The organism is Streptomyces sp. NPDC032940 (assembly GCF_040636935.1).
GTDB lineage: Bacteria > Actinomycetota > Actinomycetes > Streptomycetales > Streptomycetaceae > Streptomyces.
In genome coordinates, this window is sequence record NZ_JBEZVJ010000012.1 from 22,941 (window position 1) to 46,508 (window position 23,568).

The following is a 23,568-nucleotide window of genomic DNA, read 5'->3' on the forward strand; positions in this document are numbered from 1 at the left end:
GCCTCGCGCACGCCGCCCGGCTCAAGGGGGACGACGTGGTCGCCCTCGCCATGGTCGGCGACGGCGGCACCAGTGCCCTGACAGCGGACGGGCGCGTGATGCGTCAGTGGGGACCGGTCCAATGAAGAGGTCGCTCACCCCGGGAGCAGCCCGGTGTGTACCCCACCTCAGGAGTGACCATGGCTGACAAGTCGACGCTCGCCGCCCTCGCCGACGAGATCCTGGAGCTCGAGTCGGAGACCTTCGAGATCTCGGACTACTCGGACGCCAGCGAGGTCGTGCTCGCCGGTTCCACGAGCTGCTCGTCCACCTCCACCTGCTCCTCCACCACCAGCACCACCTCCTGCAGCGCCTGACCGCCCCGGGCCCTGCACGCACCGGTGTCCGGTCCGTCCGGCACCGCAACGGCCGGGCACCGACCGCCCTCCCCTCCGGGAGCGGCGGACGGTGCCCGGCCGTCGCCGTGCGCGGGCAGCCGTGCCCGGTCAGGGGAACGGGTGCGGCACCCGCCGGATCTCCTCCTCCCCGAGGTCGGTGTCGCGCAGGCCGCCACGGCGGGCCGCGGTGCGCAGCCGGGGCATGCCGAGGGCCCGCTGGCGCGACCAGCCGAAGTCGATCGGCAGCAGTCCCGGAGCCAGCACGCACACCGTCCGCAGCCCCATCCGCAGTTGTTCCGGCGTCGTCTGGTCCACGACGACCACATCGAGCCCGGCCTTCGCCAACTCGTCGCGGCACAGCGCCACATCGTCCGCCAGATCGCCCGTGCGCGGCCGTCCGGACGCCTCCCAGGACGCGTACACCTCCGCCATCGGACGGACGGCCCGCGGCTCGCGGTACGGGGCCGCGTACGGCGCCATGGCCGGCAGGCCGTACAGCTGGGCGTGGTCCTTCAGGTGCAGGACCTTGGCGAAGTCCGCCGCCATCGCCTCCAGTTCGGCCCGCCGCTCCCCGACCTGGCCCGGCAGGTGCGGGATGTAGGTCAGCACCTCCGACAGCGCGCCCTCGAGTGCCGCCGCCGGGTCGAGGGAGGCGCCCGCGCCGAACGAGTACAGGCCGTCCCCGCCGTCGCGCCGCACCGCGAGCCCGGTCACCACCGGCACGGCGAGGTCGACGCGGTTGTCGAAGGCGCGCACGTCGTAACCCTGCAGCGCGGCCCGGTCGATCATGGCGCGGACCGTCGGGTCGGCGACCGATGACAGGTCGATCTCGGTGAGCGGGGTCCCGCCGTACCAGGCGAGCAGGAACGCGTCCCGCTCGATCAGCTCCAGCACCCCGCCGAGCACCGCCTCCTCCAGGCAACTGCCGATCGCACAGCCGTTGGAGCACTCGAAGACGAAGTTGTCCGCCGCCAGACCCGCGCTGTAGTGCACCAGCCGGGCGGGCACGAGCAGCGGGCGCCGGTCGCGCAGCGAGTAGCCCCACACCCAGGGGATGGGCCGGTCGGGGTCGAAGGGGGCCACCAGCGGATCGTCCCGGTAGGTCTCGGGGGCGTAGAAGCCGCAGTCGGCCGGGTCGAGCGCGTCCTCGCCGAGCGCCCGGTACGACGCGGTCAACAGCCGCGTGCCGCGCCGCCGGTGGGTTCCGGCGTACCGCTCCAGGCCCTCCAGGAAGGCCAGGTCGCGGCTGGCGGCGAACCCGTTGGCCTGCCCGCTCCAGGTCACGTCGGTCAGGCCCGCGTAGCCGCGCATGAACACGCTGCCGGCGACCGGCGCGGTGGTCGGCGAGGTCACATCGAGCCAGGTCCCGGCGCCCAGCAGCCCGGTCACCGGGTTCGCCAGTGCCGCCGGGGCCAGCGGGTGGGACGAGGCCGGCCGCAGCCGGTAGGCGTCCTCGGCCGGTTTCGGCCGGCTCACCGGGGCGAGCTCGGCCGCCTCGCGGCCGTCCGTGCCGCAGGGGCCGCAGTGCGGGCACAGCGGGTCCGCGTACAGCGGGAACGTCCGTACCGCCAGCGTCGCCGCGTCCAGACGGGTCACCTGCGACAGCGCCCGGTCGGCGGGGGTCGCTCCGGGCGGCACCGGTGGCAGCGGGCCGGTGACCGCCTCGCACAGCGCGCGCACCGCGTCCACGACGAAGGCCGGCTGCGGGGGCCACTGCGGGGCGGGGCTCCACGGCGAGCCCGTCTCCAGGGCGTCCCGCTCGGTGCGCGAACGCAGCCGCTGCCAGCGCAGGGCCAGGCACGTCCCGCAGGCGCGGGCCCCGGCATCGCCGCCCCACGGTCCCACCAGCACCTCGCGGGAGGTGAGGTGCACCAGGGCGGCGGGCCGCACCGCCGCGTACGGGTCGTCGCGCACGTCCCGCGCGCCGAGCGGCACCACCTCGGGGGCCGCTCCCGGCGCGCACCGTCCGGCCAGCGCCGACCGCAGCCGCCGCCGGGCCTCCTCCAGAGGTACGCCCTCGCGCACCGCGGTCGCCGTCATGTGCGGTTGCTCCAGCGGAAGGTCTTCAGGCCCACGGCCGCGAAGACGACGGTGAACCCGACGAGCGCCGCGCAGCCGACGGCGATGTCGCCGAGGCCGCCGGTGCCGGTCAGGGACGCGGCGACCGCGTCGTTGAAGTAGCGCAGCGGCAGCACCCGGGACAGGGCCTGGAGCCAGGACGGCATCATGTCCAGCGGCAGGAACGAGCCCGACAGGAACGCCATCGGCACCATCAGGAAGTTCGCGATGGCGGCGACCGCCTCGGGCGTGTCCGCGCACGAGCCGATGATCACGCCGATGGACAGGAACGCGGTGATGCCGAGCAGCAGCACCGGCAGCGCCAGCGGCCACCGCGAGGCCGGCTCCAGGCCGAACGCCGGCAGCAGCGCCACGGCGACGAACACCGCGGCCTGGACCACACCCACGGCGAGCGCCAGCACATAGCGGGAGGCCAGGACGGTGGGCAGGCTGGTCGGCGTCATCCGGATCAGGCGCAGCAGGTCGTCGCGGCGCCACTGCATCAGGGTGAACGCGATGCCGAACACCGCCGCGTTGCCCACACCCCACGACATCACACCGGGCGCGATGTACGCGATGTAGGGCCGGCCGGTCTCCTCGACCTCCTGGCCGCTGAAGATCAGCCCGAACACCACCAGGAAGATCAGGGGGAAGGCGAAGGTGAAGAAGAGGGTGGCCCCGTCCCGGACCTGGGCCCGGTAGCCGGCGCCCGTCAGTGCCCCGTACGCGCTCATGCCTGCTGCTCCGTGTGGTCGGCGGTGTCGGTGGGCGGGTGTGCGGCGTCGGCGGTGAGCCGGAGGTAGACGTCCTCCAGCGTGGCGGTGCGGGTCTGCACGCCGTCGAGGCCGCCGCGGGCGTCCAGCCGGGACAGCACCTTCCCGGACGCCCGGGTCTCGAGGACGAGGCTGCCGCCGCGCAGCAGGGCGCGGTCCACGTCAGGGATGGCCCCGGCCTCCTCGACGGTCATCCGCTCCGGCGGCAGCAGCACCGAGGTCGCCGCCCCGGCCGCCTCGACCAGTCCGCGGGGGGAGTCCAGCGCGGCGATCCGGCCCTGCACCAGGATCGCCACCCGGTCGCAGAGGTTCTCGGCCTCGTCGAGGTGGTGCGTGGTGTACACGATGGTGCGGCCCGCCTCCTTCAGGCCGCGCAGGACCTCCCACAGGTCGCGGCGGGCCTGCGGATCGAGAGCGGCGGTCGGCTCGTCCAGGAAGACCAGCTCGGGATCGTGGACCAGCGCGGAGGCGATGGCGAGGCGCTGCCGCTGCCCGCCGGACAGGCTCTCCACCCGCTTGTCCCGGTGCTCGGCCAGCCCCACCGCCGCGAGCGTCCGCTCGACCGCCGCCCGGTCCGCCCGGTACAGGGCGGCGACCGTCGCGAGGTGCTCGTACGTCGTCTGGCGGACGAAGAAGGCCGACGACTGGGTCTGCACACCGAGCCGCGGCAGCAGCGCGACATTGCGCGGCCAGGGGGACTCGCCCAGGACGCGGACGGTGCCGGAGTCGGCCTGCCGCAGCCCCTCCATGATCTCCACCAGGGTCGTCTTGCCCGCGCCGTTGGGGCCGAGCAGTCCGAAGAACTCGCCCCGCGCGATCCGCAGCGACACCCCGTCCAGGGCCTGCTGCGTCCCGTAGCGCTTGCTCACCTCCCCGGCCTGGATGGCGGCGGCCCGCGCCGCGCGGTCGCCGGGGTCGGCCGGCATGGTTTCCGTGTCCGTCATCAACAGCTCCTGGGAACAGGGCCCGTCAGAGGGCGAGCGATACGACCGCGGCCGTGATCAGCGCGGCCGCGATCAGGCAGACCAGAACGGACGAGCCGATCCCGTATGCCAGGTACACCACCCGCGCACGGGGCGGGTAGACGGCTGCGGCCTGCCGGTCACGCATCCGCAGTCGCAGGTAACGCCCGCTGTCCGGCGCGAGGTCGGACGCTCCGACCAGGTGGGACAGCATGGTGTAGCCGTCCAGCGGGGGCAGGGGCACCAGGTTGACGAGCGCCTGGGCACTGCCCAGCACCAGCAGCCCCGACAGCACCCGGCGGGTGGGGTCACCGGTCTCCAGCAGGGCCCACCACACCGCGAACGGCAGCAGGAACAGCAGGTTCGCCAGGGCTCCCGCGACGGCGACCGTCAGCTGGTGCCGACGGCGCCCGAGAAAGCGGTAGTTGCCGACCCGGCAGTACATGATCACCATCGGCAGCCGCCAGCGCAGGCCGATCTCGCTGACCGTGCCGCCGACGTGCCGGGCCGCGATGCCGTGCGCCAGCTCGTGGCCGGCGGTGCTCAGCCACAGCAGCGTGCACACGGCGAGCAGCGCCACCGGCTGGTGGAACAGCCACCAGGTGTCCCGCAGGACCGTGCCGGCCCCGGCGGCGAGGACGGCCTCCATCGCCAGGCACAGCCCGAGCAGGGGGAGGAGCACGGCCCGGCGCAGCAACGGCCGCAGCGCCCGGTGCAGCCGCCCGGTCGTGGCGTCGGCGTCGGCGACCAGGCGCAGGGTGCCCTGGTACAGGCCGCCGCTGCGGGGCGGGGCGGGAGCCGCGGGGGCCGGTTCGCGGGCGGGGGCGCCGGCCAGCAGCCGCCGGGTGCCGAGCAGCCCCAGCAACTGCCGCCAGTTGCCCTCGCCCAGCCTCCGCCCGAACGCCGCCGCGTACTCCCCGCCGATCTCCTCCAGGCTCCGCCGTCCGTCCAGCCGGGAGATGAGGAAGTACTCCTTCGCGCCGACCTCGAAGACGGAACCGTCCACCGGGTCCCTGATCAGGTGCACCGTGGCCGGGCCGCGCAGCAGCGGGCCGCCGAAGACGACGCCGGGCCGCAGCCGGGGACGGTGGGCGAGCATCCCGGCGTGTTCGGCGCTCACGAGACGGCCTCCGCCGCGGCTCCGGTGCCCGAGCGCAGCACCCGGCCCAGGATGTGCGACAGATACGCCTCGTCGCGGATCGTCACATGCAGCCGGTTGTTGGTCATGTGCATGTACGGGGAGAGGAGCAGGGGGAGTGCCACGGCCGGGTCGGTGACCCGCTCGTCGCGGGTTCCGTCCCAGGACCGGAAGACCAGCTCGCCCGCCTCGGCGAGGGCGACGGCCCGGCTCCGCAGCTCCCGGCAGTGCGCCGCCCAGCCGCGCAGCAGCGCCGGCAGCCGCTCCGGCCGGTCTGTGGCGAGGGCCTCGCGGATCTCGTGGAAGCGGCGGCCGAGCCGCGGCGCCATCTCCGCGTAGTTGCGGTCGTACTCCGTCGAGCCGATGAAGCCGGTGCCGGGGAACGCCCGGTGCCAGAACTCGTAGTACCGCTCGAGATAGGCGGCGAGTTCTTCGTCGTCGGGCAGGAAGCAGGCCGCCATCACCATCATCAGCTGCGCCGACGTCCCCAGGAGCACGGTCCGCAGGTGCAGGTTCATGCGGCCCAGCGCGTCGATCACGAGATCGCTGGAGTGCGCGAAGTGCCACTCGGCCAGGGCGACGCCCGCCGGGCCGCCGTACTTGCCGTACTCGGGCTCGTACGGCTCGTAGGAGCGGGAGTTGTTGGGCCGCAGTCGCATCCGGCCGTCCGCGCCCATGAAGTCCCCGCGGTCGCCCTCCGGGAACTCGATCTCGAACAGCGCGTTGTAGAACTCGTTGAGGAATCCGGAGTCGACCTCGTACAGGGCGGGCCGGGCACGCAGGAAGGCGTCGACGGCCTCCTCGGCGCGGCGGCGCACCTCGGCCGTCGCCTCCTCGGAGGAGGGCCGCAGCCGCAGCCGCACGTGAGGGCCCTCCAGCCAGTAGTTGATGAAGAAGTGACCGGCGAGCAGCCCGTCCTCCTTCAGCCCCGCGATCAGCGGGCCGACACAGTTGACCAGCAGCGGCTGCGGGTTGGCGGCGTAGAAGACGTGCATCGCCTGCCACGCGCCGGGGGAGGGGGTCAGCTCGGACACGGGGTGTTCTCCTCGGTGCGGTGGGAGGTGGTGAAGGTCTCCACGGACAGCTCGGCGACATGGCTGCCGCGCTCGGACACGACGTGCAGACCGTCCTCCGCGGGCAGCATCTCCCGCAGCTCGACCCGGTCGTCGGGGGACTTGACCAGCGCTTCTAAGGCGGTCAGCGACAGGGGGCTGTCGAAGTCGACGTACTGCGGCTTGGCGCCCGCGCCGCCCCTCGGACCGCTGGAGACGGTGGCGAAGACCCGGGCCGGCAGGCCGTGTTCGCGTCGCCACCGCCGCCAGGCCAGGAACGCCTCCGCCTCCCCGGTGCCGGGCGGAGCCAGCGGGAGCGAGGCGGCGGTCGTCGCCCAACTGCGCCGCGCGAGCACGAGGCTGCCGTGCCGGACGCGGGGCCTGCGGGTGACGCCCCGGTGCGCCGGGCCGTGCGGCACCCCGGCCCACACGTCCAGCGGCGCCATGGACGTCGGCGACAGCAGCAGCAGCGTCCGCGGAATCTCCGGCAGCGCGAGCGGCACCAGATAGCCCAGGTAGACGGGGATCACCTCACAGCCCAGGCGCGCGGACCGCAGCACCAGCCGGTCCTCGGACTCGTCGTGCTCCAGCCGCAGGTCCGCCAGGTGGATGCGGCGGTCCTCGGGCACGCTGCTCGACTCGCCGGGACACACGATCTGGTGGTCGGTGAGGCGCCCGTGCAGGTTCAGGTTGCTGGTGACGGGGCCGCCGGTCAGCTCGGCGAGGACCGCGCCCGGCGGGGTGAGCCGCACGGCCTGCTCCCGCAACTCCGCGCTGATGCCGGGCCCGTCGTCCCAGACGTGCGTGAAACGGCTGAACGGGAACGACAGCCCGCCGTAGGAGCGGTTGAGCACCAGCAGCGGTTCACCGTCCTCGGAGGCCACCTGGAGATGGTGGCTCTGCGGGGTGAACGGCAGGCTCGCGCCGTCCAGTTCGGCCGCGACCTCGGCGAGGTGCCCGTCCTCCAGGACGATGTCGCCGGCGCCGGAGTGCTCCGCCCACAGGGCGCGCATCCGGCCGACGAACGCCCGCCGCCCCCGGTCCAGCGCCCTGATCCCCTCCAGGCCCAGCCAGTTCTCCTCCGGGACGTACTCGCCCCGCTCGTCGAAGGGGACGCGCTTGGCGGTGAAGGAGAGGTACTGGTCGAAGAAGTCCTCGTGGAAGTCGTGCACGAGCCCGAGCAGGTCGTCGCACCGCCCGCCCCGGCCGTGGCGGGCCAGGAAGAACCCCTTGAACGTCAGCCGCTGCGGCAGCGTGAGGTCGAACGCGGGCAGGACCCGCTCCACCGACCGCAGCGCCCCGCCGTCGGCGCCGGTCCAGGCACCCAGCCCGCACGTCACGTCGTCGCCCGCGTCGGCGTCCTCGTACAGCAGCGTCTGCGGCAGCGCGGCCTCCTGCGCGCCGAGCAGGCGTTGCGCGTCGCCCAGACAGGCGCGCAGCCGGCGCAGCGACTGCGCCCGCCCTTCCGTGTCCGCGTCCGGGAACGCGTCGAGCAGTGCCACCGCCGTGTCGAGCGCCCCGGCGAGTCCGTCCGCCCACGGACGCTCCAGGTCCCGCAGGGCCCGCTGGAAGGAGCGCAGCGGGTCCGCGGCGTGCACGTCGGTGTCCAGGCACGGCACGCGGATCATGCCGAGCTGGAGCAGCGCCGACACGTACGACTCGCCGAGCCCGGCGTCCGCGTCGTACTCGGCGCACAGCCAGTCGACGAGCTCCCGGTAGCGCGGCTCCCGCTCGCCGAGCAGCGTGATCAGCCGGTCCAGGGTGCCGCTGCGGCGCAGGAAGAAAAGCCGGTCCTTGACCGCGTCGAAGGTCACCGCCGCGTCGTCGTCGCCGGTGGTGACCCAGCGCCGCACGTACCGCACCCGCTGCTCGTCGCCGGCCCAGCCGGAGGCGAGCCGCACCGGCAGGTCGGCGCGGAGCTCGGGTGCGGCGAGGATCTGCTCCGCGAACCGGGCCAGCACCACGACGTTCAGCCGCACCCGGCCCCGCCAGGTGCCGCGGATCCGCACGGACGGGTCGTCGCCGTCGGTGAAGCTGCCGAGGGCGACGCCGGTGAAGGTGCTGAAGGGGCTGGTCTTGCAGGCCGTCCGGTACAGGTACGACAGGACGGAGCGCTCGACCTTCCGCAGCCTCTTGTCCGGTCGCTCGTCCGCGCCGAGCCGCACATACGGTCCGAGCCGGCCCTCCAGCGTAGGCGAGGCGAGCAACAGCCCGTGCCGCAGCCGCTCCTCGTCCAGCAGCGTGCGCAACGCGGCCCGGCTCGCGGCGAGTTCACCGTCGAGCAGCTCCGCTCCCCGCAGCCGCAGCACGTCGAGCGCGTGCCGCGCGGCCAGCCACTGTCCGGTCGCCTCGCCGAGGGCCGGGTCCAGCGCGTCGATCAGGCCGAGCGCGGGCGCGGCCGCCTTGGGGAGACGGTTGTTGAACAGGTCGCGGCGGAGCGAGAGGAGGTCACGGCGGCGCCCGTCGCCGGGAAAGGCCCGGTCGGCGGCCGGCACCAGCGCGTGCAGCGCGTCGCTCAGCTCACCGCCGCGCCCGCACAGCTCCCGCTCGGCGTGCAGGACGTCGTCGGCCCAGCGGGCGGTGTCCGGACAGCGCAGGCCGCGCACGGTCTCGACGGGCAGGCCCGCCACGCGCAGCAGGAAGCGCCGGCCGGGCTGCCAGAGGGTCCTTCGGGTCATGGCTGCCCCCTGTCAGGCGATGTCGGAACGGAAGTCGGCGGGCTCCGGACGCTCGTTGCCGAGCAGCATGATCAGCAGGGGTGCCTCCCCGGAGTCCTCCAGCCCGAGCTCCTCGACGTAGGAGATGTTGTCGAAGCCGAGGGCGACCCCGGCGCCCAGCCCGAACGCCGCGGCGGCGGTGTAGAAGGTCTGCGCGATCGCCCCGACGATGGCGTTGACCAGCACATAGCCCCGGTCGCCGACGGCGTCGAGCACCGCCGTCGTGCGCACGGTGGGGACGACGACGGCACCGGCCTGCTCGAGGTTGTAGTTGGACAGGAAGTAGTTCCGCTGCAGGAACGAGCCCGGCGCCCCCGGCGTCACCAGCCGCAGGGTGTGCGACTTTGGCTCGTAGGCGTACGCGCCCGGCTCGATGCCCTCGACGTGGTTGACGAAGGCGTACAGCCGCGCCAGCCCCGGCGTGCCCTCGGGCTCGGCACCCGCGCAGGGCCGCGCGGCGGCACAGGCGGCGAGCGTCGTGGCGAGCTGGGCCGCCGTCACCGGGACCGTCGCGTCGAACCGCCCGAAGCTGCTGCGGCGCGCCCGCACGGCGGTCCGTACGTCGACGTCGGGGAACGCGGCGGGCGGCAGCGCGAGGGGCTCCGCGCTCCCGGTGAGCGGCGCGGGCGCGCAGCCGTCGAGGGCGTCCGGGGCGGGGCGGGCGGCGGCGTGCTCGGCCGTCGCGCGGTGGATGCGCCGCAGCGCGTCGAAGCCGAGCACCGTCCGGGACCGCTCCCGGTCCCGCAGCCGCACGGCCGGGCGCTCCGCGCCGTCCTGCCGGGGTGGCGCTTCGGCCGGCCGGGACGACGGCTCCCACAGCAGCGGCACGACGGCGAACAGCCCCTCCTCGTCCCCGTCCAGGCCCAGCAGCCGGGTCAGCCGCGCCTCGTCGAACCACAGGGCGGGCGCGAGCCGCAGCCCCCGGGCCCGCGCCCAGATCTGCCAGGACTGCAGCACGGTGCCGACGTCCATGCTGACCGCGTGGAAGGAGAAGCTGTTGTACTTGAAGGAGTTCTGCCAGTACTTGACGCCCAGCACCAGATACTGGTCCGTCTCCTCTCCGTACCCCCCTAGGGCCGCGCGCACCTCGCCGCTCACGTCGCCCGCGAGCAGCCGCTGCATGCTGTGGTGCGGCGGCGAGTAGTAGTGCACCCCGGGTGCAGGCGGCCCGGACGGGCCCGAGACCCAGTACACGCTCACGGGATACAGACCCCCGCCGGAGGCGGTGCCCCGCGACCAGTTGGCCTGGGGGTAGTGCGGCAGGGCCCCGAGATCGGTGTTGGCCTGGACGCCCAGGCGTCTGCCGACCAGCCCGTAGGAGTCCAGCAGCATGCCCGACAGCAGGGGCAGCGAGAAGGGCAGCGCCGGGCCGGACGGGCCGCCGCCGGGCAGGCAGCCGGCCGCGACCGTGGCGCCCGCGGGGTAGGACGTGCCGGGCAGCGGGAACGACGGGGCACCCGGGTAGTACTTCGCCTTGCGCGGCCGGTCCGCCCAGTCGGGCACGAAGTCGGCCGGCTCCATCGGAACGCGGCCCCGGTGCATGATGGCCGTCGCGTAGTCATGGGCGTGGCCCATGGAGGTCTCCTCTGCTGTGACGTGGGGCGGGCTCGGTGGCGTGCGGGTCGGGGCGGTCAGGGGAAGGGATGCGGGGCCGGGTTGAGGTCGGCCGCCGTCAGGTCGCGGTCCCGCAGGCCCGCCTCCCGCAGGGCGGTGCGCAGCCGGGGCATGCCCAGGGCACGCTGCCGCGACCAGCCGAAGTCGATGGGCAGCAGCCCGGGGACGAGCACGCCGAACGTGTGCAGGCCCAGCCGCCGTTGCTCGGGCAGGGTCTGGTCGACGACCACCACGTCGAACCCGGCCGCGGTGACCGCGGCGACACAGCGCTCCAGGTCGTCCCGCAGGTCGGGGGAGACGGGCCGGCCGGAGGCGTCCGGCCACGCGAGGCCGGCGACCGCGAGCGGCGGCCCGGCGGCCGGGGACCGCAGCAGGAAGTCGGCGTGGACGCCCATCTCGGGGATGCCGTAGACGAGCGGGTGGTCGTGCAGGGCGGCCACCCGGGAGAAGTCCTCCGCCATGGCGCGCAGCCTGGCCTCGTCGCGCAGGGTGCGGTCCCGGAGGTTGACCGCGTCGGTGGCGATCTCGCAGAGCGCCGCGTCCAGGGCCGACTCCGGGTCGAGTCCGGCGCCGGCCCCGAAGCACATCCGGCCCGGGCCGCCGTCGGTCCGCTCCGCCACGGCGGTGACCACGGGCACCGGGAACGTGATGCGGGTGTCGAAGAACCGCGCCCGGTACCCGTACATCGCCAGCCGGTCCACCATGTGCCGGGTGGCGGGGCGGGCGCTGGTGGTGGGGTCGATCTCCGGCAGCGGCTGCCGCCCGTACCAGGCGAGGAGGAAGGCGTCCCGTTCGACGACCTCCATCAGGCCGAAGTAGACGGCCTCCGCCACGCAGCCGCCGGAGGCGCAGCCGTTGGAACTCTCCTGCACGAAACGGTCGTTGAGCCCCGGCGAGTGGTAGTAGGTGAGGATCTCGGGCACCAGCCGCGGCGCCCGGTCGCGCAGGGACCAGCCCCACACCCACGGGATCTCCCGGTCCGGCGAGAACGGCACGACGTGCGGGTTCTCCCGGTGGAAGGCCGCAGAGTAGAGCCCCACCCGTCGCGGGTCGACCGCGTCCTCCCCGAACCCCTCGAGCGTCCCCGTCACCGTGGTCCGCTTGCCGCGCGCCCGCATGCCCGCGTACCGCTCCAGCCCCTCGAGCACGCCGATGCGCGCGCTGGTGCCGAACGATCCCGAGTGCCCGCCCCAGAACGTCTCCCGCAGATACTCCCCGGAGCGCATCGAGAAGCAGCCGATGGTCGCCGACGTGGACGTGGACGACACGTCGTGGACGACGGACGGGCCGAGCGCGCCGCACACCGGGTTCGCGAACGCGGCCACGTCGATGCCGTACGCCTCGACGCTCCGCAGCCGGAAGGATCCCGGCGCGTGCTTCGGCGCGGACGCCAGGGTCACGACGGCGCCCTCGGCGGTGTCGGGGACCGCCTGTGAGCACGCCGGGCACTGCGGGTCGGGGACGAGCGGGAACCGGCGCACCGACAGGGACCCCAGGTCCAGTACGTACACGTCCGGGAACGGCGCGCACACCGGCTGCCCGTGCGCCCGGACCACGAGCGAGGCCAGCGCGTCGACGGCGAACGGGACGGCGTACGGCCAGGGCCCCGACTCGTGGGTCGCACCGCCCAGTTCGAGGGCGTCGCGCAGCGCCACGGAACGGACCGCCTGCCAGCGTCGGGCCAGACAGCGCGGACAGGGCGCCCCGCCGTCGCCGGTGAGGGGACCGACGACGGCCTGCCGGGAGTACAGATGCACGGGGACGGCCCGCCCGCCCTCTCCGTGCCGGGTACGCGCGTCGCTGCCGTCCTCCGCGAACGCGTCGCCGAAGCCGAGAGCACGGACCGACACCGCGAGCTCACGGCGGCCCAGCCGGTCCAGTGCAGCCCGCAGCAGCCCGGCCGTCGGCCGCGCCGGTCCGACCACGGCGTCGGAGGCCGCCGGTGCCGTGGCCGGCCGGCCCACGGTCCCGACGGTCACCGCCGGGCCTCCGACGTCAGCAGCACGCGCACGACGTGCACCCCGGCCCGCTCCAGGTCCCCGGCGCCCGTCGCCACCACCAGGGCGTCGCGCCCCTGTTCGCCGAGCCGGCGCAGCACGTCCGCCCACGACGGCGGGCCCGCCCGCTCCACGGTGACCGTTCCGGTGACGGCCAGCGCCCGCGGGTCGAGCCCGTCGAACACCGGATCCCCGAAGGAGGCCCCGCCGACCGGCTGCCGCTCCAGCTGCACCTCGCCCAGCAGATCGCGCAGCGCCGCCGCGGCCGCCGCCGGGTACGACAGCTCGGCGGCCACCGCCCAGCGGGCCCCGGCCCGGGCCAGCACCACGGCCACCCCCGAACGCTCGCGCTCCCCGAGGTCGAGCAGCTCGGCCTCGACGCCGAGGTTGGCGGCGGAGCGGGTCAGGAAGGTGAGTTCGGGGTCGAGGTCGGCGGGCACCTCGACGCCGGACACCCCGGCCCCCCGTACCGCCCGCCGGAGCGCGTCGTACGCGAGGGCCGACAGCACGCCCTGCGCGGCGGCGTCCGTGACGCTCGCCCCAGCCCGCAGCCCGGCGCTCGTCGCCTCGAAGAGCCCGTCCCGGTTGTCCGCCCCGAACGGACGGACCGCCTCGCCCGGCACCAGGAACCGCTCCTTGGTCAGCAGGGAGGACGCGGTCGCCCAGCCGCGGACGTCGGCCCGAGTCCCGCCCATGCCGGACCACGTGGCCAGCCCGGCCGGGTCGAGGCGGACGGCGGCGTCGGGTTCGCGGCCGGGGACGTGCGGGACCACGTGCTCGGCGTACGCCTCCGCCGCCCGGTGCAGCGCCCGGATACGGGCACCCGCCACATGGTGGACGTCCGCGGCGGCCACGCGCCGCGTGTGGCCGTGGCCCAGGCCGAACTCCACGACGCTGAGCTTGAGGGGCGTCTGGGTGATGTCCTCGTCGTCGTAGCGGCTGAACACCCCGGCGTGCGGCCGCAGCAGCACCGAGCGCCGGTTCAGCTCCTCCACCAGGGCGTCCGCCTCACGGGCCGTGTCCACGGTGGGCAGCGCGAGCGAGGCGCCGGCCGAGTCCAGGATCGCCAGGTCGATCGCCGGGAGGTCCGCCCGGATGTCGTCCGCGCACCACGGGCACCGGGGATGAGGCAGCAGGGGCTCGGCGGTGACGTCGAGCGACTCCATGTCCTGGACGACGAGCTGTCCGGCCGTCTCGGCGGGCAGCGCGCCCGACGCCGTCTTGAACACCTCGTAACCGAGGAGGTTGCCCAGCATCGCGGCGAGCGGCCCGCCGGGGTGGGCACCGGGGGCCGGCGTGGCGGCCGGGCCGTCCAGGGCGAGCGAGCTCCACACGTCCGCCGCCCGCCCGGCGCCGTCGCCCGCGCCCAGCCGCAGCACGGCGCAGGACCAGCATCCCGTCGTCTGCGCCGACATCCGGGGGCCGACGACCGCGGCGGTGCCGAACGACCAGACAGGGATCAGCATCCGGCCCGCGGGGATCCCGGCGCGCAGCAGAGGGAACACCGTGCGGACGGCCTCGGGCCCGCCGGTGACCACGACGACCCCGTACCCGTCGAGAGCGGCCCAGGTACGCGGGCCCTGCGGACCGTCCGACACGTCGAGCTCGTCGAGGGCGACCGGGCAGCCGTCCGCCCCGGCCGCCGCCGCCTCCTCGTCGATGCCCTCCCGGTCGAGCCCCGGGACGACGCCCACGGACGCGCAGCCGTTGCGCAGCAGACTCAGCACGCACCAGCGGGCCGTGGCGTCGGTGCCCAGGACGGCCACCCGGGTGTCGCGGAACCGCTGGAAGCGGCGGGCGGCGTCGTCGGCGTAGTGCTCGGCGTAGGCGATCTGGGCCGCGTAGCGCCGCGCGACGTCCTCGGAGGGCTCGGGACCGTCGAACGCCTCCGGCGAGGGTCTGGGTGGTACGGCACGGGCGAAGCCCCGCTCGTACAGGGTGCCGACGAGCTCGCCGACCATCGCGCGCTGCCGCTCCCCGAAGCCCTCGCAGATCTCGGCGACGGTGTGCTGCCCGTCGAGGTGCGGTACGAGCAGGGTGGCGAAGCGGTAGGCGGATCTGGCCGTCAGCCGGAAGCCTCCGTCGGCGTTGTGGAACAGCACGCCGTCGGGGGTCTCGGTGAACAGGACGTCCCGCCGGATGCGGGGGCGGGTGTCGGCGACGGCTGCGTACCGGTCAGCAGGCATGGGGGAGTTCACCTCTCGGGGAGACGCGCTTGGTCGGTGCGGTCGGGGGAGGGGACAGGTGGGTGATCGGGGTGGTTCAGCCGGGAGCGGTCAGCGCGCCGACCGGGCTCCGCGGCGCCGAGGCCGCGCGCCGACGCGCGTAGACTCTGAGCAGTTCGTGGATGCGGTACGGCTTGGGCGGGCCCTCTTCGATGAACCCGGCGTCCGCCAGCTGTTCGAGCACCTCGTCCGGCACGGGCGACGCCGGGGCACCGTCTGCCGGCCCGCCGTCCGCGCGTTCCGTGGCCAGCGTGAGGAACGCTTCCCGCAGCTGCGGGCTCAGCCGCCGCAGGGCCGCGTCGAACACGTGCGGCACGGACCGGGTCGGTTCGTCCGCCAGGGAGAGGCGGGCCGGCAGATCCGCGGCCAGCCAGGCCGCGCAGTCCCCGATGCCGAGACCGGGGCGGGTCAGCAGGCGGGCCGCGGCGATACGCAGGCTGAGCGGGAAGTGACCGCAGAGGTCCGCCAGTTCACGGGCCGCCTCCGGTTCCGCGGCGATCCGGCCGGCGCCGACCGTACTGATCAGGAGCTGGTGCGACTCGTCGGGGGTGAGGGTGCCGAGGCGGTGCACGACCCCGCCGTGGGTGGCGGCCAGCCCGGCCAGCCCGCGTCTGCTGGTCACCACGGCGACGCCCTCGGACGGGTCGGGCAGGAGGGGGCGCAGCTGCTCGGCGCTCACCGCGTCGTCCAGGACGAGGAGCCGGCGTCCGGCCCCGTCCGGCGGCGGGAGCCGGTCGAGGACTTCGGCGGCGTCGAGAGGGCTGCCGTCCGCGTGGGTCAGGGCGAGCGCGAAGCAGCCGCCGGGGAACGCCTCCCGGGCCAGATGGGCGGCGTGCAGGGCGAGAGCGGTCTTGCCGACCCCCGGGGCACCGGAGATGACCACGGGTCCGCCGACCGGTTCCGCGGCGGTCAACGCGCGTCGAAGTGCGGCCAATTGCGCCGTGCGCCCGGAGAAGCAGGGCACCGGCGCGACGGCGAGGGGGGCCGGGGCCGGTGCCGTGGCCGCCGGCGCGGCGAGCGGGAAACGCCCTGGGGCGACGGCCGTACCCGCCGTACCGGCCGTACCCGCCGGGAGCGCGGCCCGCGGAGCGGATCCGGCCTCGAGGGCGGGGAAGGCGCCGACGGCGGGGCCCGGTCCGCCCGGCGCGGCGGCCAGATCCTCCCCCCGCAGGATGGCCACTTCCAGACGCTGCAAGGAGCCCCCCGGGTCGATCCCGAACTCCTCCTTCAGCCGCTCCTTGACGGCTCTGATCTCCGCGAGGGCCTCGGTCTGGCGGCCGGTGCGGTAGAGCGCCTCGATCAGCTGCTCGGCGAAACGCTCCCGGCCGGGATGCTGTCTCGCCGCGTCCCACACGTCGGCCAGGACCTCACGACATCGCCCCCGCGCCAGCTCGATGTCGCAGAGGCGTTCCAGCGCCCTCAGCCGCTCCTCGGTCAGCCGGGGCGCCTCGTCGCGGTGCAGCATCTGGGACGAGACGTTCGCGAGCACCGGCCCGTGCCACAGCCCGAGCGCTTCTCGCAGGACGAGGGACCTGGTCTCCGGGTCGTCGGCGGTGTCCGCCGAACGCACCAGCTGGCGGAAGCGGACGAGGTCGAGGGTGTCGCGGTCCATCCGCATCCGGTATCCGCCGGGGACCGCCTCGATGGTGTCGTTCGCTATCCCGTACTTGGCGAAGACGCGGCGCAGACGCAGGACACAGCTCTGCAGAGCGGCCCTGGCCGTGACGGGCGGGTCGGTGTCCCAGACGGCGCGGACCAGATAGTCGGTCGACACGACGGCACCGGAATGGATGAGCAGGGCGGCCAGCAGACTCGTGGGCTTGGACGGCTGAAGGACGGCGGCGTGCTCACCATCGGCGATGCTGAGCAACCCGAGCAGCTGGAACCGCATTCTGTGTCGCCCCCCGTTGTGTCCGCCGAACGGTCCACGGAGCGGGCTGGTCGAACTCGCTCGCCGAGACCGTCAGAAATACGAGTGCACAGGTTTATTGACAACTATTCGACGCTCGGTGGCATGCAAATAGAGGCCAAGGTCTTTGGCATTTTGTATGTCCCGCCGGACACGATAGGCGATGGCCGGGAGTTCCGTCGATCCCTGGTTTAACGAAAATCGAGCGAGCCATGTTTTCTTGACATCGACACATTTGTCTCTCTTGTTCCGACCTCTCCTGTGCGGGTGAACTGCCTTGTGGCAACGAGGCGTTGACGCTCGGGCGACTGTGGCGCCCGGGCGTGATGTCGCGGCGAAGGTGAATTTCTCTCAGACTTCAACTCGCCTTGACCGAGTGATCCATTTCCGTGAATTTGACGTTCGCGGCGACTTCGCTTTCCCGGCGGCGGTCGCGGCCACGTCCCGCACGAGCAGATGGACGTCTCCTGCCGGGGGACACATGTGTCGGTCGGGGGGCGGGCGCTCACGACCGGTCAGCGGACTGTCCGGCGCAGAGCGGACGGCCACGCACTTGCCCACATCGGCCACGCGGGCCGAAATCGCCCTCTTTTCAACTGCTTCGAGATGAATGGACCCTGACGGGAAGGGATGCACACGGACGGGGCCGAGGGGGAGCCGCGATGTCCCGACCGCTCTATGTTCCCGTACTGCCGACGAAGCCCCACGCGGCCGACGCCTCCCGGCGGTTGTGGCCGGACGTTCGGGCCGCGATCAGACCGCTGTGGAACCTGCCCCCGTTACCCGGGGTGCCGCCGGAGAGGCTGGGCGCGGTGGTCGGCACGTACGTCGGCCGGGTGAGCGCCGTGAGCCGTCACGGCGCATGGATCGACGCTCCCTTCGGTGAGGACGCCCAGACCGTCGCCCTTGCCGAAGCACTCGCCGTCTACTGCGAGTTGGCATGGTTGCGACCGGTCACCGGACCGGAGAGGATTGGGGAACAGCAGGCGGCGGTCGTGGAGACGGCCCGCCGTAGCCTGCGCGGCCTGGGCGTGCGGGTGCGTGTCCCGGGGGAATGGGACGGCCGTCTCGGGGAGAACGTCCGGGGCCTGCTGGACCGCGTCGGTCCGGAGGTGCCCCTGGATCTGCTGCTCGACATGGGCGCGGTCCTCGACGGTCGGCCCGATGCGGGCAAGGAGGCGCTGCGTGCCCTCGATGCGCTGATGCCTTTGGCGGTCTGGCGGAGCGCCGCCCTGCTCGGCGGCGGCTTTCCGCGGGTCACCGCGGACATGCTGGAGGAGGGATCGTGCGAGGCCTCGCGGGCCGAGTGGCGCATGTGGCACGAGGTGCGCGCGACGGGCCGGGGCTACGTCCCGCTGCTCGGCTACGGCGACTACGGGGTCCAGCACCCCGGCGCCCTCGCGCAGGCTCCGACGTCCGGGAGGAACGGCGGCCCGCCCTGGGGTGCGCTCCGTTACACGACCGACAGTTCGTACATCGTCGTCAAGACGCTGACCCGAGGGCCGGACCGGGTCGCCGTCAACCGCGCCGCGGCCCGCAGGATCACCGAACTGCCCGAGTTCCGGGGAGCGGGAGCCGGGCAGGCCGAGGAGTGGCTGAGCGACTGCGCACACGGCCCGCTCACGACCAGCGAGGGGGTGGGCGGTCCCACGGAGTGGCTGCGGGCGGGAGACCTCCAGCACATGACGTACGTCGTACGCAGCCTGGCCGGCGGCTGAGGGCGGCAGGGTGCGGGCCCCCTGCCCCTGACGTCGACAGTATCCCGGCCCGGCCCACATGTCCCTGAGAAGTCCCACAGGCGAAGCCGAGTCCCCTCCTGGCTCGCATGCGTGCAGGTCAGGAAGGGGATTCGCGTGACCTCCCCAGGAGCTCTCAGATGTCCCGGAAGATCTCGATCTGCGCCCCGATCGAGTTCAGCCGTTCCGCCAGGTCCTCGTACCCCCGGTTGATGACGTACACGTTGCGCAGTACCGACGTGCCCTCGGCCGCCATCATCGCCAGCAGGACGACCACGGCGGGACGGAGCGCCGGCGGGCACATCATCTCGGCGGCGCGCCAGCGGGTGGGGCCCTCGACCAGGACGCGGTGGGGGTCCAGGAGCTGGAGGCGGCCGCCGAGGCGGTTGAGGTCGGTCAGGTAGATCGCGCGGTTGTCGTAGACCCAGTCGTGGATGAGGGTCTTGCCCTGCGCGGAGGCCGCGATCGCCGCGAAGAACGGGACGTTGTCGATGTTGAGGCCAGGGAACGGCATGGGGTGGATCTTGTCGATCGGCGCCTCCAGCTTGGAGGGCCGGACGGTGAGGTCCACCAGGCGGGTGCGGCCGTTGTCGGCGACGTACTCCGGCGTGCGGTCGTGGTCGAGGCCCATCTCCTCCAGGACCGCCAGCTCGATCTCCAGGAACTCGATCGGGACCCGGCGGACCGTCAGCTCCGACTCCGTCACCACGGCGGCGGCCAGCAGGCTCATCGCCTCGACCGGGTCCTCGGAGGGGGAGTAGTCCACGTCGGCGTCGATGTCCGCGACGCCGTGCACGGTGAGCGTGGTGGTTCCGATGCCCTCGACCTTGACGCCCAGGGCCTCCAGGAAGAAGCACAGGTCCTGGACCATGTAGTTGGACGAGGCGTTGCGGATGACGGTGACGCCGTCGTGCCGGGCGGCGGCGAGGAGCGCGTTCTCGGTGACCGTGTCGCCCCGCTCGGTCAGCACGATCGGGCGGCCCGGGCGCACGCTGCGGTCGACCACCGCGTGGTAGTGGCCCTCGGTCGCGGCGACGTCCAGACCGAAGGGGCGCAGCGCGATCATGTGCGGCTCGATGGTGCGCGTGCCGAGGTCGCAGCCGCCGGCGTAGGGCAGCCGGAAGCGGTCCATGCGGTGCAGCAGCGGACCGAGGAACATGATGATGGAGCGGGTGCGGACGGCGGCCTCGGCGTCGATGGCCTCCATGTCCAGCTCGGCCGGCGGCACGATCTCCAGGTCGGTGCCGTCGTTGACCCAGCGGGTGCGCACGCCGATGGAGTTGAGGACCTCCAGGAGGCGGTAGACCTCCTCGATGCGGGCGACCCTGCGCAGCACCGTGCGCCCCTTGTTGAGCAGCGAGGCGCACAGCAGGGCCACGCAGGCGTTCTTGCTGGTCTTGACGTCGATGGCCCCCGAGAGGCGCCGGCCGCCGACCACGCGCAGGTGCATCGGACCCGCGTAGCCCAGGGAGACGATTTCGCTGTCCAGCGCTTCGCCGATACGGGCGATCATCTCAAGGCTGATGTTCTGGTTGCCGCGCTCGATGCGGTTGACGGCGCTCTGGCTGGTGTTGAGCGCCTCCGCGAGCTGCGACTGCGTCCAGCCACGGTGCTGCCGGGCGTCACGGATGAGCTTGCCGATGCGTACGAGGTAGTCGTCTGCCATGAGGTTGAGGCTATCTCAGATATGAGATGGCGCCTCTCGGGGGGTCCGTTCGGGTGATGCGACGTCAAGAGGGCGTCAGCGGCGCCTGGCGGTGGTCGTGCGGCGCCATCCGAAAGGTCCCGGCAAATCCATCGATGTCGTACGCCGTCCCGTGCTGCTGCGTGTGTGGCGCGGGCCGTTCCTGCCGCCGGTCGTGACGGACCACGAACGTTTGTTGATGTTCAGCCGTACTCCCGGGAGGATCCGGAAGCTCTTGCGGAACGTGAGCGGCATCGTGCCTCCTTCCGACTCGTGCCGGGAGGTCCCGGCGCACGTCGGATACCCCGGTTCGGCATAGAGATGGCCGTCCGGGTCACTCGGGCGTGGTGCGCGTCGTCACCCGGATGGGGCGCACGCCACATCGCGCCCGGGCGCCCGGGCATGACCAGTCAGCCCCCATGTACTAGAGTTATCTCGACATCGAGATATCTGCCGAGGCGCACCGTCGCCGCGCGCCGCTGTCGGGTCTGGCGGTAAGGGTTACCTAACTTAGCCCTACCTTAGCGGATCGGCCGGGCGGCGTGGCGGCAGGATGCGGTGGTACGCGCACATGAATGAAGGAGACTGTCGTGTCGGCGAACAGCTTCGACGCCCGCAGCACGCTGCAGGTGGGCGACGAGTCGTACGAGATCTTCCGGCTGGACAAGGTCGAGGGCTCCGCGCGCCTTCCCTACAGCCTGAAGGTGCTGCTGGAGAACCTGCTCCGCACCGAGGACGGCGCGAACATCACCGCCGACCACATCCGCGCCCTCGGCGGCTGGGACTCGCAGGCCCAGCCGTCCCAGGAGATCCAGTTCACGCCCGCCCGCGTGATCATGCAGGACTTCACCGGCGTGCCCTGTGTCGTCGACCTCGCCACCATGCGTGAGGCCGTCAAGGAGCTGGGCGGCGACCCGAACAAGATCAACCCGCTCTCCCCGGCCGAGATGGTCATCGACCACTCCGTCATCGCCGACAAGTTCGGCACCAACGACGCCTTCCAGCAGAACGTCGACCTGGAGTACGGCCGCAACAAGGAGCGCTACCAGTTCCTGCGCTGGGGCCAGACCGCCTTCGACGACTTCAAGGTCGTCCCGCCCGGCACCGGCATCGTCCACCAGGTGAACATCGAGCACCTGGCCCGCGTCGTCATGACCCGAGACGGCAAGGCGTACCCCGACACCCTGGTCGGCACCGACTCGCACACCACCATGGTCAACGGCCTCGGCGTCCTCGGCTGGGGCGTCGGCGGCATCGAGGCCGAGGCCGCGATGCTCGGCCAGCCGGTCTCCATGCTCATCCCGCGCGTCGTCGGCTTCAAGCTCACCGGTGAGCTGACCCCCGGCACCACCGCCACCGACCTCGTCCTCACGATCACCGAGATGCTGCGCAAGCACGGCGTCGTCGGCAAGTTCGTCGAGTTCTACGGCGAGGGCGTGGCCGCCACGAGCCTCGCCAACCGCGCCACCATCGGCAACATGTCGCCGGAGTTCGGCTCCACCGCCGCGATCTTCCCGATCGACGACGAGACGCTGAACTACATGCGCCTGACCGGCCGCTCCGACCAGCAGGTCGCGCTCGTCGAGGCGTACGCCAAGGAGCAGGGCCTCTGGCTGGACCCGGCCGCCGAGCCCGACTTCTCCGAGAAGCTGGAGCTCGACCTGTCCACGGTCGTGCCCTCCATCGCCGGCCCGAAGCGCCCGCAGGACCGCATCGTCCTCGCGAACGCCGCCCAGCAGTTCAAGCAGGACGTCCTCAACTACGTGGACGTCGTGGACGAGGCGGGCAAGGAGTCCTTCCCGGCCTCCGACTCCCCGGCGGTCACCCCCAACGGCGCCCCGTCCAACCCGGTCCCGGTCACCGCCCCCGACGGCACGACCTACGAGCTGGACCACGGTGCGGTGACGGTCGCGGCCATCACCTCCTGCACCAACACCTCCAACCCGTACGTCATGGTCGCCGCCGCCCTGGTGGCCAAGAAGGCGGTCGAGAAGGGCCTGACCCGCAAGCCGTGGGTCAAGACCACCCTCGCCCCGGGCTCCAAGGTCGTCACCGACTACTTCGAGAAGGCGGGCCTGACCCCCTACCTCGACAAGGTCGGCTTCAACCTGGTCGGCTACGGCTGCACCACCTGCATCGGCAACTCCGGCCCGCTGCCGGACGAGGTCTCCAAGGCCGTCAACGACCACGACCTCGCCGTCACCTCGGTCCTCTCCGGCAACCGGAACTTCGAGGGCCGCATCAACCCCGACGTCAAGATGAACTACCTGGCGTCCCCGCCGCTGGTCGTCGCCTACGCCCTCGCGGGCTCCATGAAGGTCGACATCACCAAGGACGCCCTCGGCGCCGATCAGGACGGCAACCCCGTCTACCTGAAGGACATCTGGCCCTCCGAGGCCGAGGTCAACGACGTCGTCGCCAACGCCATCGGCGAGGACATGTTCTCCAAGTCCTACAGCGACGTCTTCGCGGGCGACGCCCAGTGGCAGGCGCTGTCGATCCCGACCGGCGACACCTTCGAGTGGGACGCCGAGTCCACCTACGTGCGCAAGCCCCCGTACTTCGAGGGCATGGGCATGGAGCCGGCCCCGGTCGAGGACATCTCCGGCGCCCGCGTGCTCGCCAAGCTGGGCGACTCGGTCACCACCGACCACATCTCCCCGGCCGGTGCGATCAAGGCCGACACCCCGGCCGGCAAGTACCTGACGGAGCACGGCGTCGAGCGCCGCGACTTCAACAGCTACGGCTCGCGCCGCGGCAACCACGAGATCATGATCCGCGGCACGTTCGCCAACATCCGCCTGCGCAACCAGATCGCGCCGGGCACCGAGGGCGGCTACACCCGCGACTTCACCCAGGACGGCGGTCCGGTGTCGTTCATCTACGACGCCTCCCGCAACTACATCGAGCAGGGCATCCCGCTCGTCGTCCTGGCCGGCAAGGAGTACGGCTCCGGCTCGTCCCGCGACTGGGCCGCCAAGGGCACCGCGCTCCTCGGCGTCAAGGCCGTCATCGCCGAGTCCTACGAGCGCATCCACCGCTCGAACCTCATCGGCATGGGCGTCCTGCCGCTCCAGTTCCCGGAGGGCCAGTCCGCGGCCTCCCTCGGCCTGACCGGCGAGGAGACCTTCTCCGTCTCCGGCGTCACCGAGCTGAACGAGGGCACCACCCCGCGCACGGTGAAGGTCACCACCGACACCGGTGTCGAGTTCGACGCGGTCGTCCGCATCGACACCCCCGGTGAGGCCGACTACTACCGCAACGGCGGCATCCTGCAGTACGTGCTGCGCAGCCTCATCCGCAAGTAGGCGGTACGGCACAGCGGC

Annotated in this window: 15 protein-coding genes; 3 read left to right on the forward strand and 12 right to left on the reverse strand. The window is 73.0% G+C overall.

Going from position 1 to position 23,568, the window contains the following annotated elements; all coding sequences use genetic code 11:
- Positions 1 to 179 precede the first annotated feature (179 nt).
- Positions 180 to 356 carry a thiazolylpeptide-type bacteriocin gene (locus tag AB0E77_RS17190; RefSeq protein ID WP_053760578.1) on the forward strand — a complete coding sequence of 59 codons (177 nt, stop codon included), beginning with the start codon at positions 180 to 182 and terminating at the stop codon, positions 354 to 356.
- Positions 357 to 485: 129 nt separating this feature from the next.
- Here AB0E77_RS17190 and AB0E77_RS17195 read toward each other — a convergent pair whose 3' ends face one another.
- The 10 genes from AB0E77_RS17195 to AB0E77_RS17240 form a co-directional block, all read right to left on the reverse strand.
- Entirely contained in the window at positions 486 to 2,417 is a 1,932-nt protein-coding gene (locus AB0E77_RS17195) for a TOMM precursor leader peptide-binding protein (protein WP_361570945.1), read from the reverse strand.
- Positions 2,414 to 3,169 carry an ABC transporter permease gene (locus AB0E77_RS17200; protein ID WP_361570948.1) on the reverse strand — a complete coding sequence of 252 codons (756 nt, stop codon included), beginning with the start codon at positions 3,167 to 3,169 and terminating at the stop codon, positions 2,414 to 2,416. Before AB0E77_RS17200 ends, AB0E77_RS17195 begins: the two co-directional genes overlap by 4 nt.
- Positions 3,166 to 4,152 carry an ABC transporter ATP-binding protein gene (locus AB0E77_RS17205; RefSeq protein ID WP_361570951.1) on the reverse strand — a complete coding sequence of 329 codons (987 nt, stop codon included), beginning with the start codon at positions 4,150 to 4,152 and terminating at the stop codon, positions 3,166 to 3,168. The genes AB0E77_RS17200 and AB0E77_RS17205 overlap by 4 nt, the downstream gene beginning before the upstream one ends.
- Positions 4,153 to 4,177: 25 nt before the next feature.
- The gene (locus AB0E77_RS17210; RefSeq protein WP_361571337.1) at positions 4,178 to 5,269 is read right to left on the reverse strand and encodes a M50 family metallopeptidase; all 1,092 of its coding nucleotides are present in this window, start codon (positions 5,267 to 5,269) and stop codon (positions 4,178 to 4,180) included.
- 17 nt (positions 5,270 to 5,286) lie between these two features.
- The gene (locus AB0E77_RS17215) at positions 5,287 to 6,303 is read right to left on the reverse strand and encodes a lantibiotic dehydratase C-terminal domain-containing protein (RefSeq protein ID WP_361571340.1); all 1,017 of its coding nucleotides are present in this window, start codon (positions 6,301 to 6,303) and stop codon (positions 5,287 to 5,289) included.
- A 26-nt stretch (positions 6,304 to 6,329) separates the two neighbouring features.
- Positions 6,330 to 9,038, reverse strand: coding sequence for a lantibiotic dehydratase (locus tag AB0E77_RS17220; RefSeq protein ID WP_361570954.1), 2,709 nt, complete (start codon positions 9,036 to 9,038; stop codon positions 6,330 to 6,332).
- A gap of 12 nt (positions 9,039 to 9,050) precedes the next feature.
- Positions 9,051 to 10,652: a nitroreductase family protein gene (locus AB0E77_RS17225; protein ID WP_361570957.1), complete on the reverse strand. Its 1,602-nt coding sequence runs from the start codon at positions 10,650 to 10,652 to the stop codon at positions 9,051 to 9,053.
- A 56-nt stretch (positions 10,653 to 10,708) separates the two neighbouring features.
- The gene (locus AB0E77_RS17230) at positions 10,709 to 12,670 is read right to left on the reverse strand and encodes a TOMM precursor leader peptide-binding protein (protein ID WP_361570960.1); all 1,962 of its coding nucleotides are present in this window, start codon (positions 12,668 to 12,670) and stop codon (positions 10,709 to 10,711) included.
- A complete protein-coding gene (locus tag AB0E77_RS17235; protein WP_361570963.1) occupies positions 12,667 to 14,874 on the reverse strand; it encodes a TOMM precursor leader peptide-binding protein in 2,208 nt (735 codons plus the stop codon). The genes AB0E77_RS17230 and AB0E77_RS17235 overlap by 4 nt, the downstream gene beginning before the upstream one ends.
- 76 nt (positions 14,875 to 14,950) lie before the next feature.
- Complete coding sequence (locus tag AB0E77_RS17240) at positions 14,951 to 16,804, reverse strand: BTAD domain-containing putative transcriptional regulator (RefSeq protein ID WP_361570966.1); 1,854 nt, start codon at positions 16,802 to 16,804, stop codon at positions 14,951 to 14,953.
- Positions 16,805 to 17,484: 680 nt separating this feature from the next.
- On the opposite strand from AB0E77_RS17240, the gene AB0E77_RS17245 reads away from it, so the two are divergent.
- Positions 17,485 to 18,540: a beta family protein gene (locus AB0E77_RS17245; protein ID WP_361570969.1), complete on the forward strand. Its 1,056-nt coding sequence runs from the start codon at positions 17,485 to 17,487 to the stop codon at positions 18,538 to 18,540.
- 154 nt (positions 18,541 to 18,694) lie between these two features.
- On the opposite strand, the gene AB0E77_RS17250 is transcribed toward AB0E77_RS17245, so the two are convergent.
- Together AB0E77_RS17250 and AB0E77_RS17255 are read right to left on the reverse strand one after the other, a co-directional pair.
- Positions 18,695 to 20,224: a UDP-N-acetylglucosamine 1-carboxyvinyltransferase gene (locus AB0E77_RS17250; RefSeq protein ID WP_361570972.1), complete on the reverse strand. Its 1,530-nt coding sequence runs from the start codon at positions 20,222 to 20,224 to the stop codon at positions 18,695 to 18,697.
- A 75-nt stretch (positions 20,225 to 20,299) separates the two neighbouring features.
- On the reverse strand, positions 20,300 to 20,497 hold the full coding sequence (locus AB0E77_RS17255; protein ID WP_361570975.1) for a DUF4236 domain-containing protein: 198 nt from the start codon (positions 20,495 to 20,497) through the stop codon (positions 20,300 to 20,302).
- A 335-nt stretch (positions 20,498 to 20,832) separates the two neighbouring features.
- On the opposite strand from AB0E77_RS17255, the gene acnA reads away from it, so the two are divergent.
- On the forward strand, positions 20,833 to 23,550 hold the full coding sequence (gene acnA / locus AB0E77_RS17260) for an aconitate hydratase AcnA (protein ID WP_361570978.1): 2,718 nt from the start codon (positions 20,833 to 20,835) through the stop codon (positions 23,548 to 23,550).
- Positions 23,551 to 23,568: the final 18 nt, after the last annotated feature.

What these genes read in the sequence shown, in the direction of transcription:
- AB0E77_RS17190 (WP_053760578.1), top strand. Translation starts at nt 180, where the DNA reads ATGGCTGACAAGTCGACGCTCGCCGCCCTCGCCGACGAGATCCTGGAG.
- AB0E77_RS17195 (WP_361570945.1), bottom strand. Translation starts at nt 2,417, where the DNA reads ATGACGGCGACCGCGGTGCGCGAGGGCGTACCTCTGGAGGAGGCCCGG.
- AB0E77_RS17200 (WP_361570948.1), bottom strand. Translation starts at nt 3,169, where the DNA reads ATGAGCGCGTACGGGGCACTGACGGGCGCCGGCTACCGGGCCCAGGTC.
- AB0E77_RS17205 (WP_361570951.1), bottom strand. Translation starts at nt 4,152, where the DNA reads ATGACGGACACGGAAACCATGCCGGCCGACCCCGGCGACCGCGCGGCG.
- AB0E77_RS17210 (WP_361571337.1), bottom strand. Translation starts at nt 5,269, where the DNA reads ATGCTCGCCCACCGTCCCCGGCTGCGGCCCGGCGTCGTCTTCGGCGGC.
- AB0E77_RS17215 (WP_361571340.1), bottom strand. Translation starts at nt 6,303, where the DNA reads ATGCACGTCTTCTACGCCGCCAACCCGCAGCCGCTGCTGGTCAACTGT.
- AB0E77_RS17220 (WP_361570954.1), bottom strand. Translation starts at nt 9,038, where the DNA reads ATGACCCGAAGGACCCTCTGGCAGCCCGGCCGGCGCTTCCTGCTGCGC.
- AB0E77_RS17225 (WP_361570957.1), bottom strand. Translation starts at nt 10,652, where the DNA reads ATGGGCCACGCCCATGACTACGCGACGGCCATCATGCACCGGGGCCGC.
- AB0E77_RS17235 (WP_361570963.1), bottom strand. Translation starts at nt 14,874, where the DNA reads ATGCCTGCTGACCGGTACGCAGCCGTCGCCGACACCCGCCCCCGCATC.
- AB0E77_RS17240 (WP_361570966.1), bottom strand. Translation starts at nt 16,804, where the DNA reads ATGCGGTTCCAGCTGCTCGGGTTGCTCAGCATCGCCGATGGTGAGCAC.
- AB0E77_RS17245 (WP_361570969.1), top strand. Translation starts at nt 17,485, where the DNA reads ATGTCCCGACCGCTCTATGTTCCCGTACTGCCGACGAAGCCCCACGCG.
- AB0E77_RS17250 (WP_361570972.1), bottom strand. Translation starts at nt 20,224, where the DNA reads ATGGCAGACGACTACCTCGTACGCATCGGCAAGCTCATCCGTGACGCC.
- AB0E77_RS17255 (WP_361570975.1), bottom strand. Translation starts at nt 20,497, where the DNA reads ATGCCGCTCACGTTCCGCAAGAGCTTCCGGATCCTCCCGGGAGTACGG.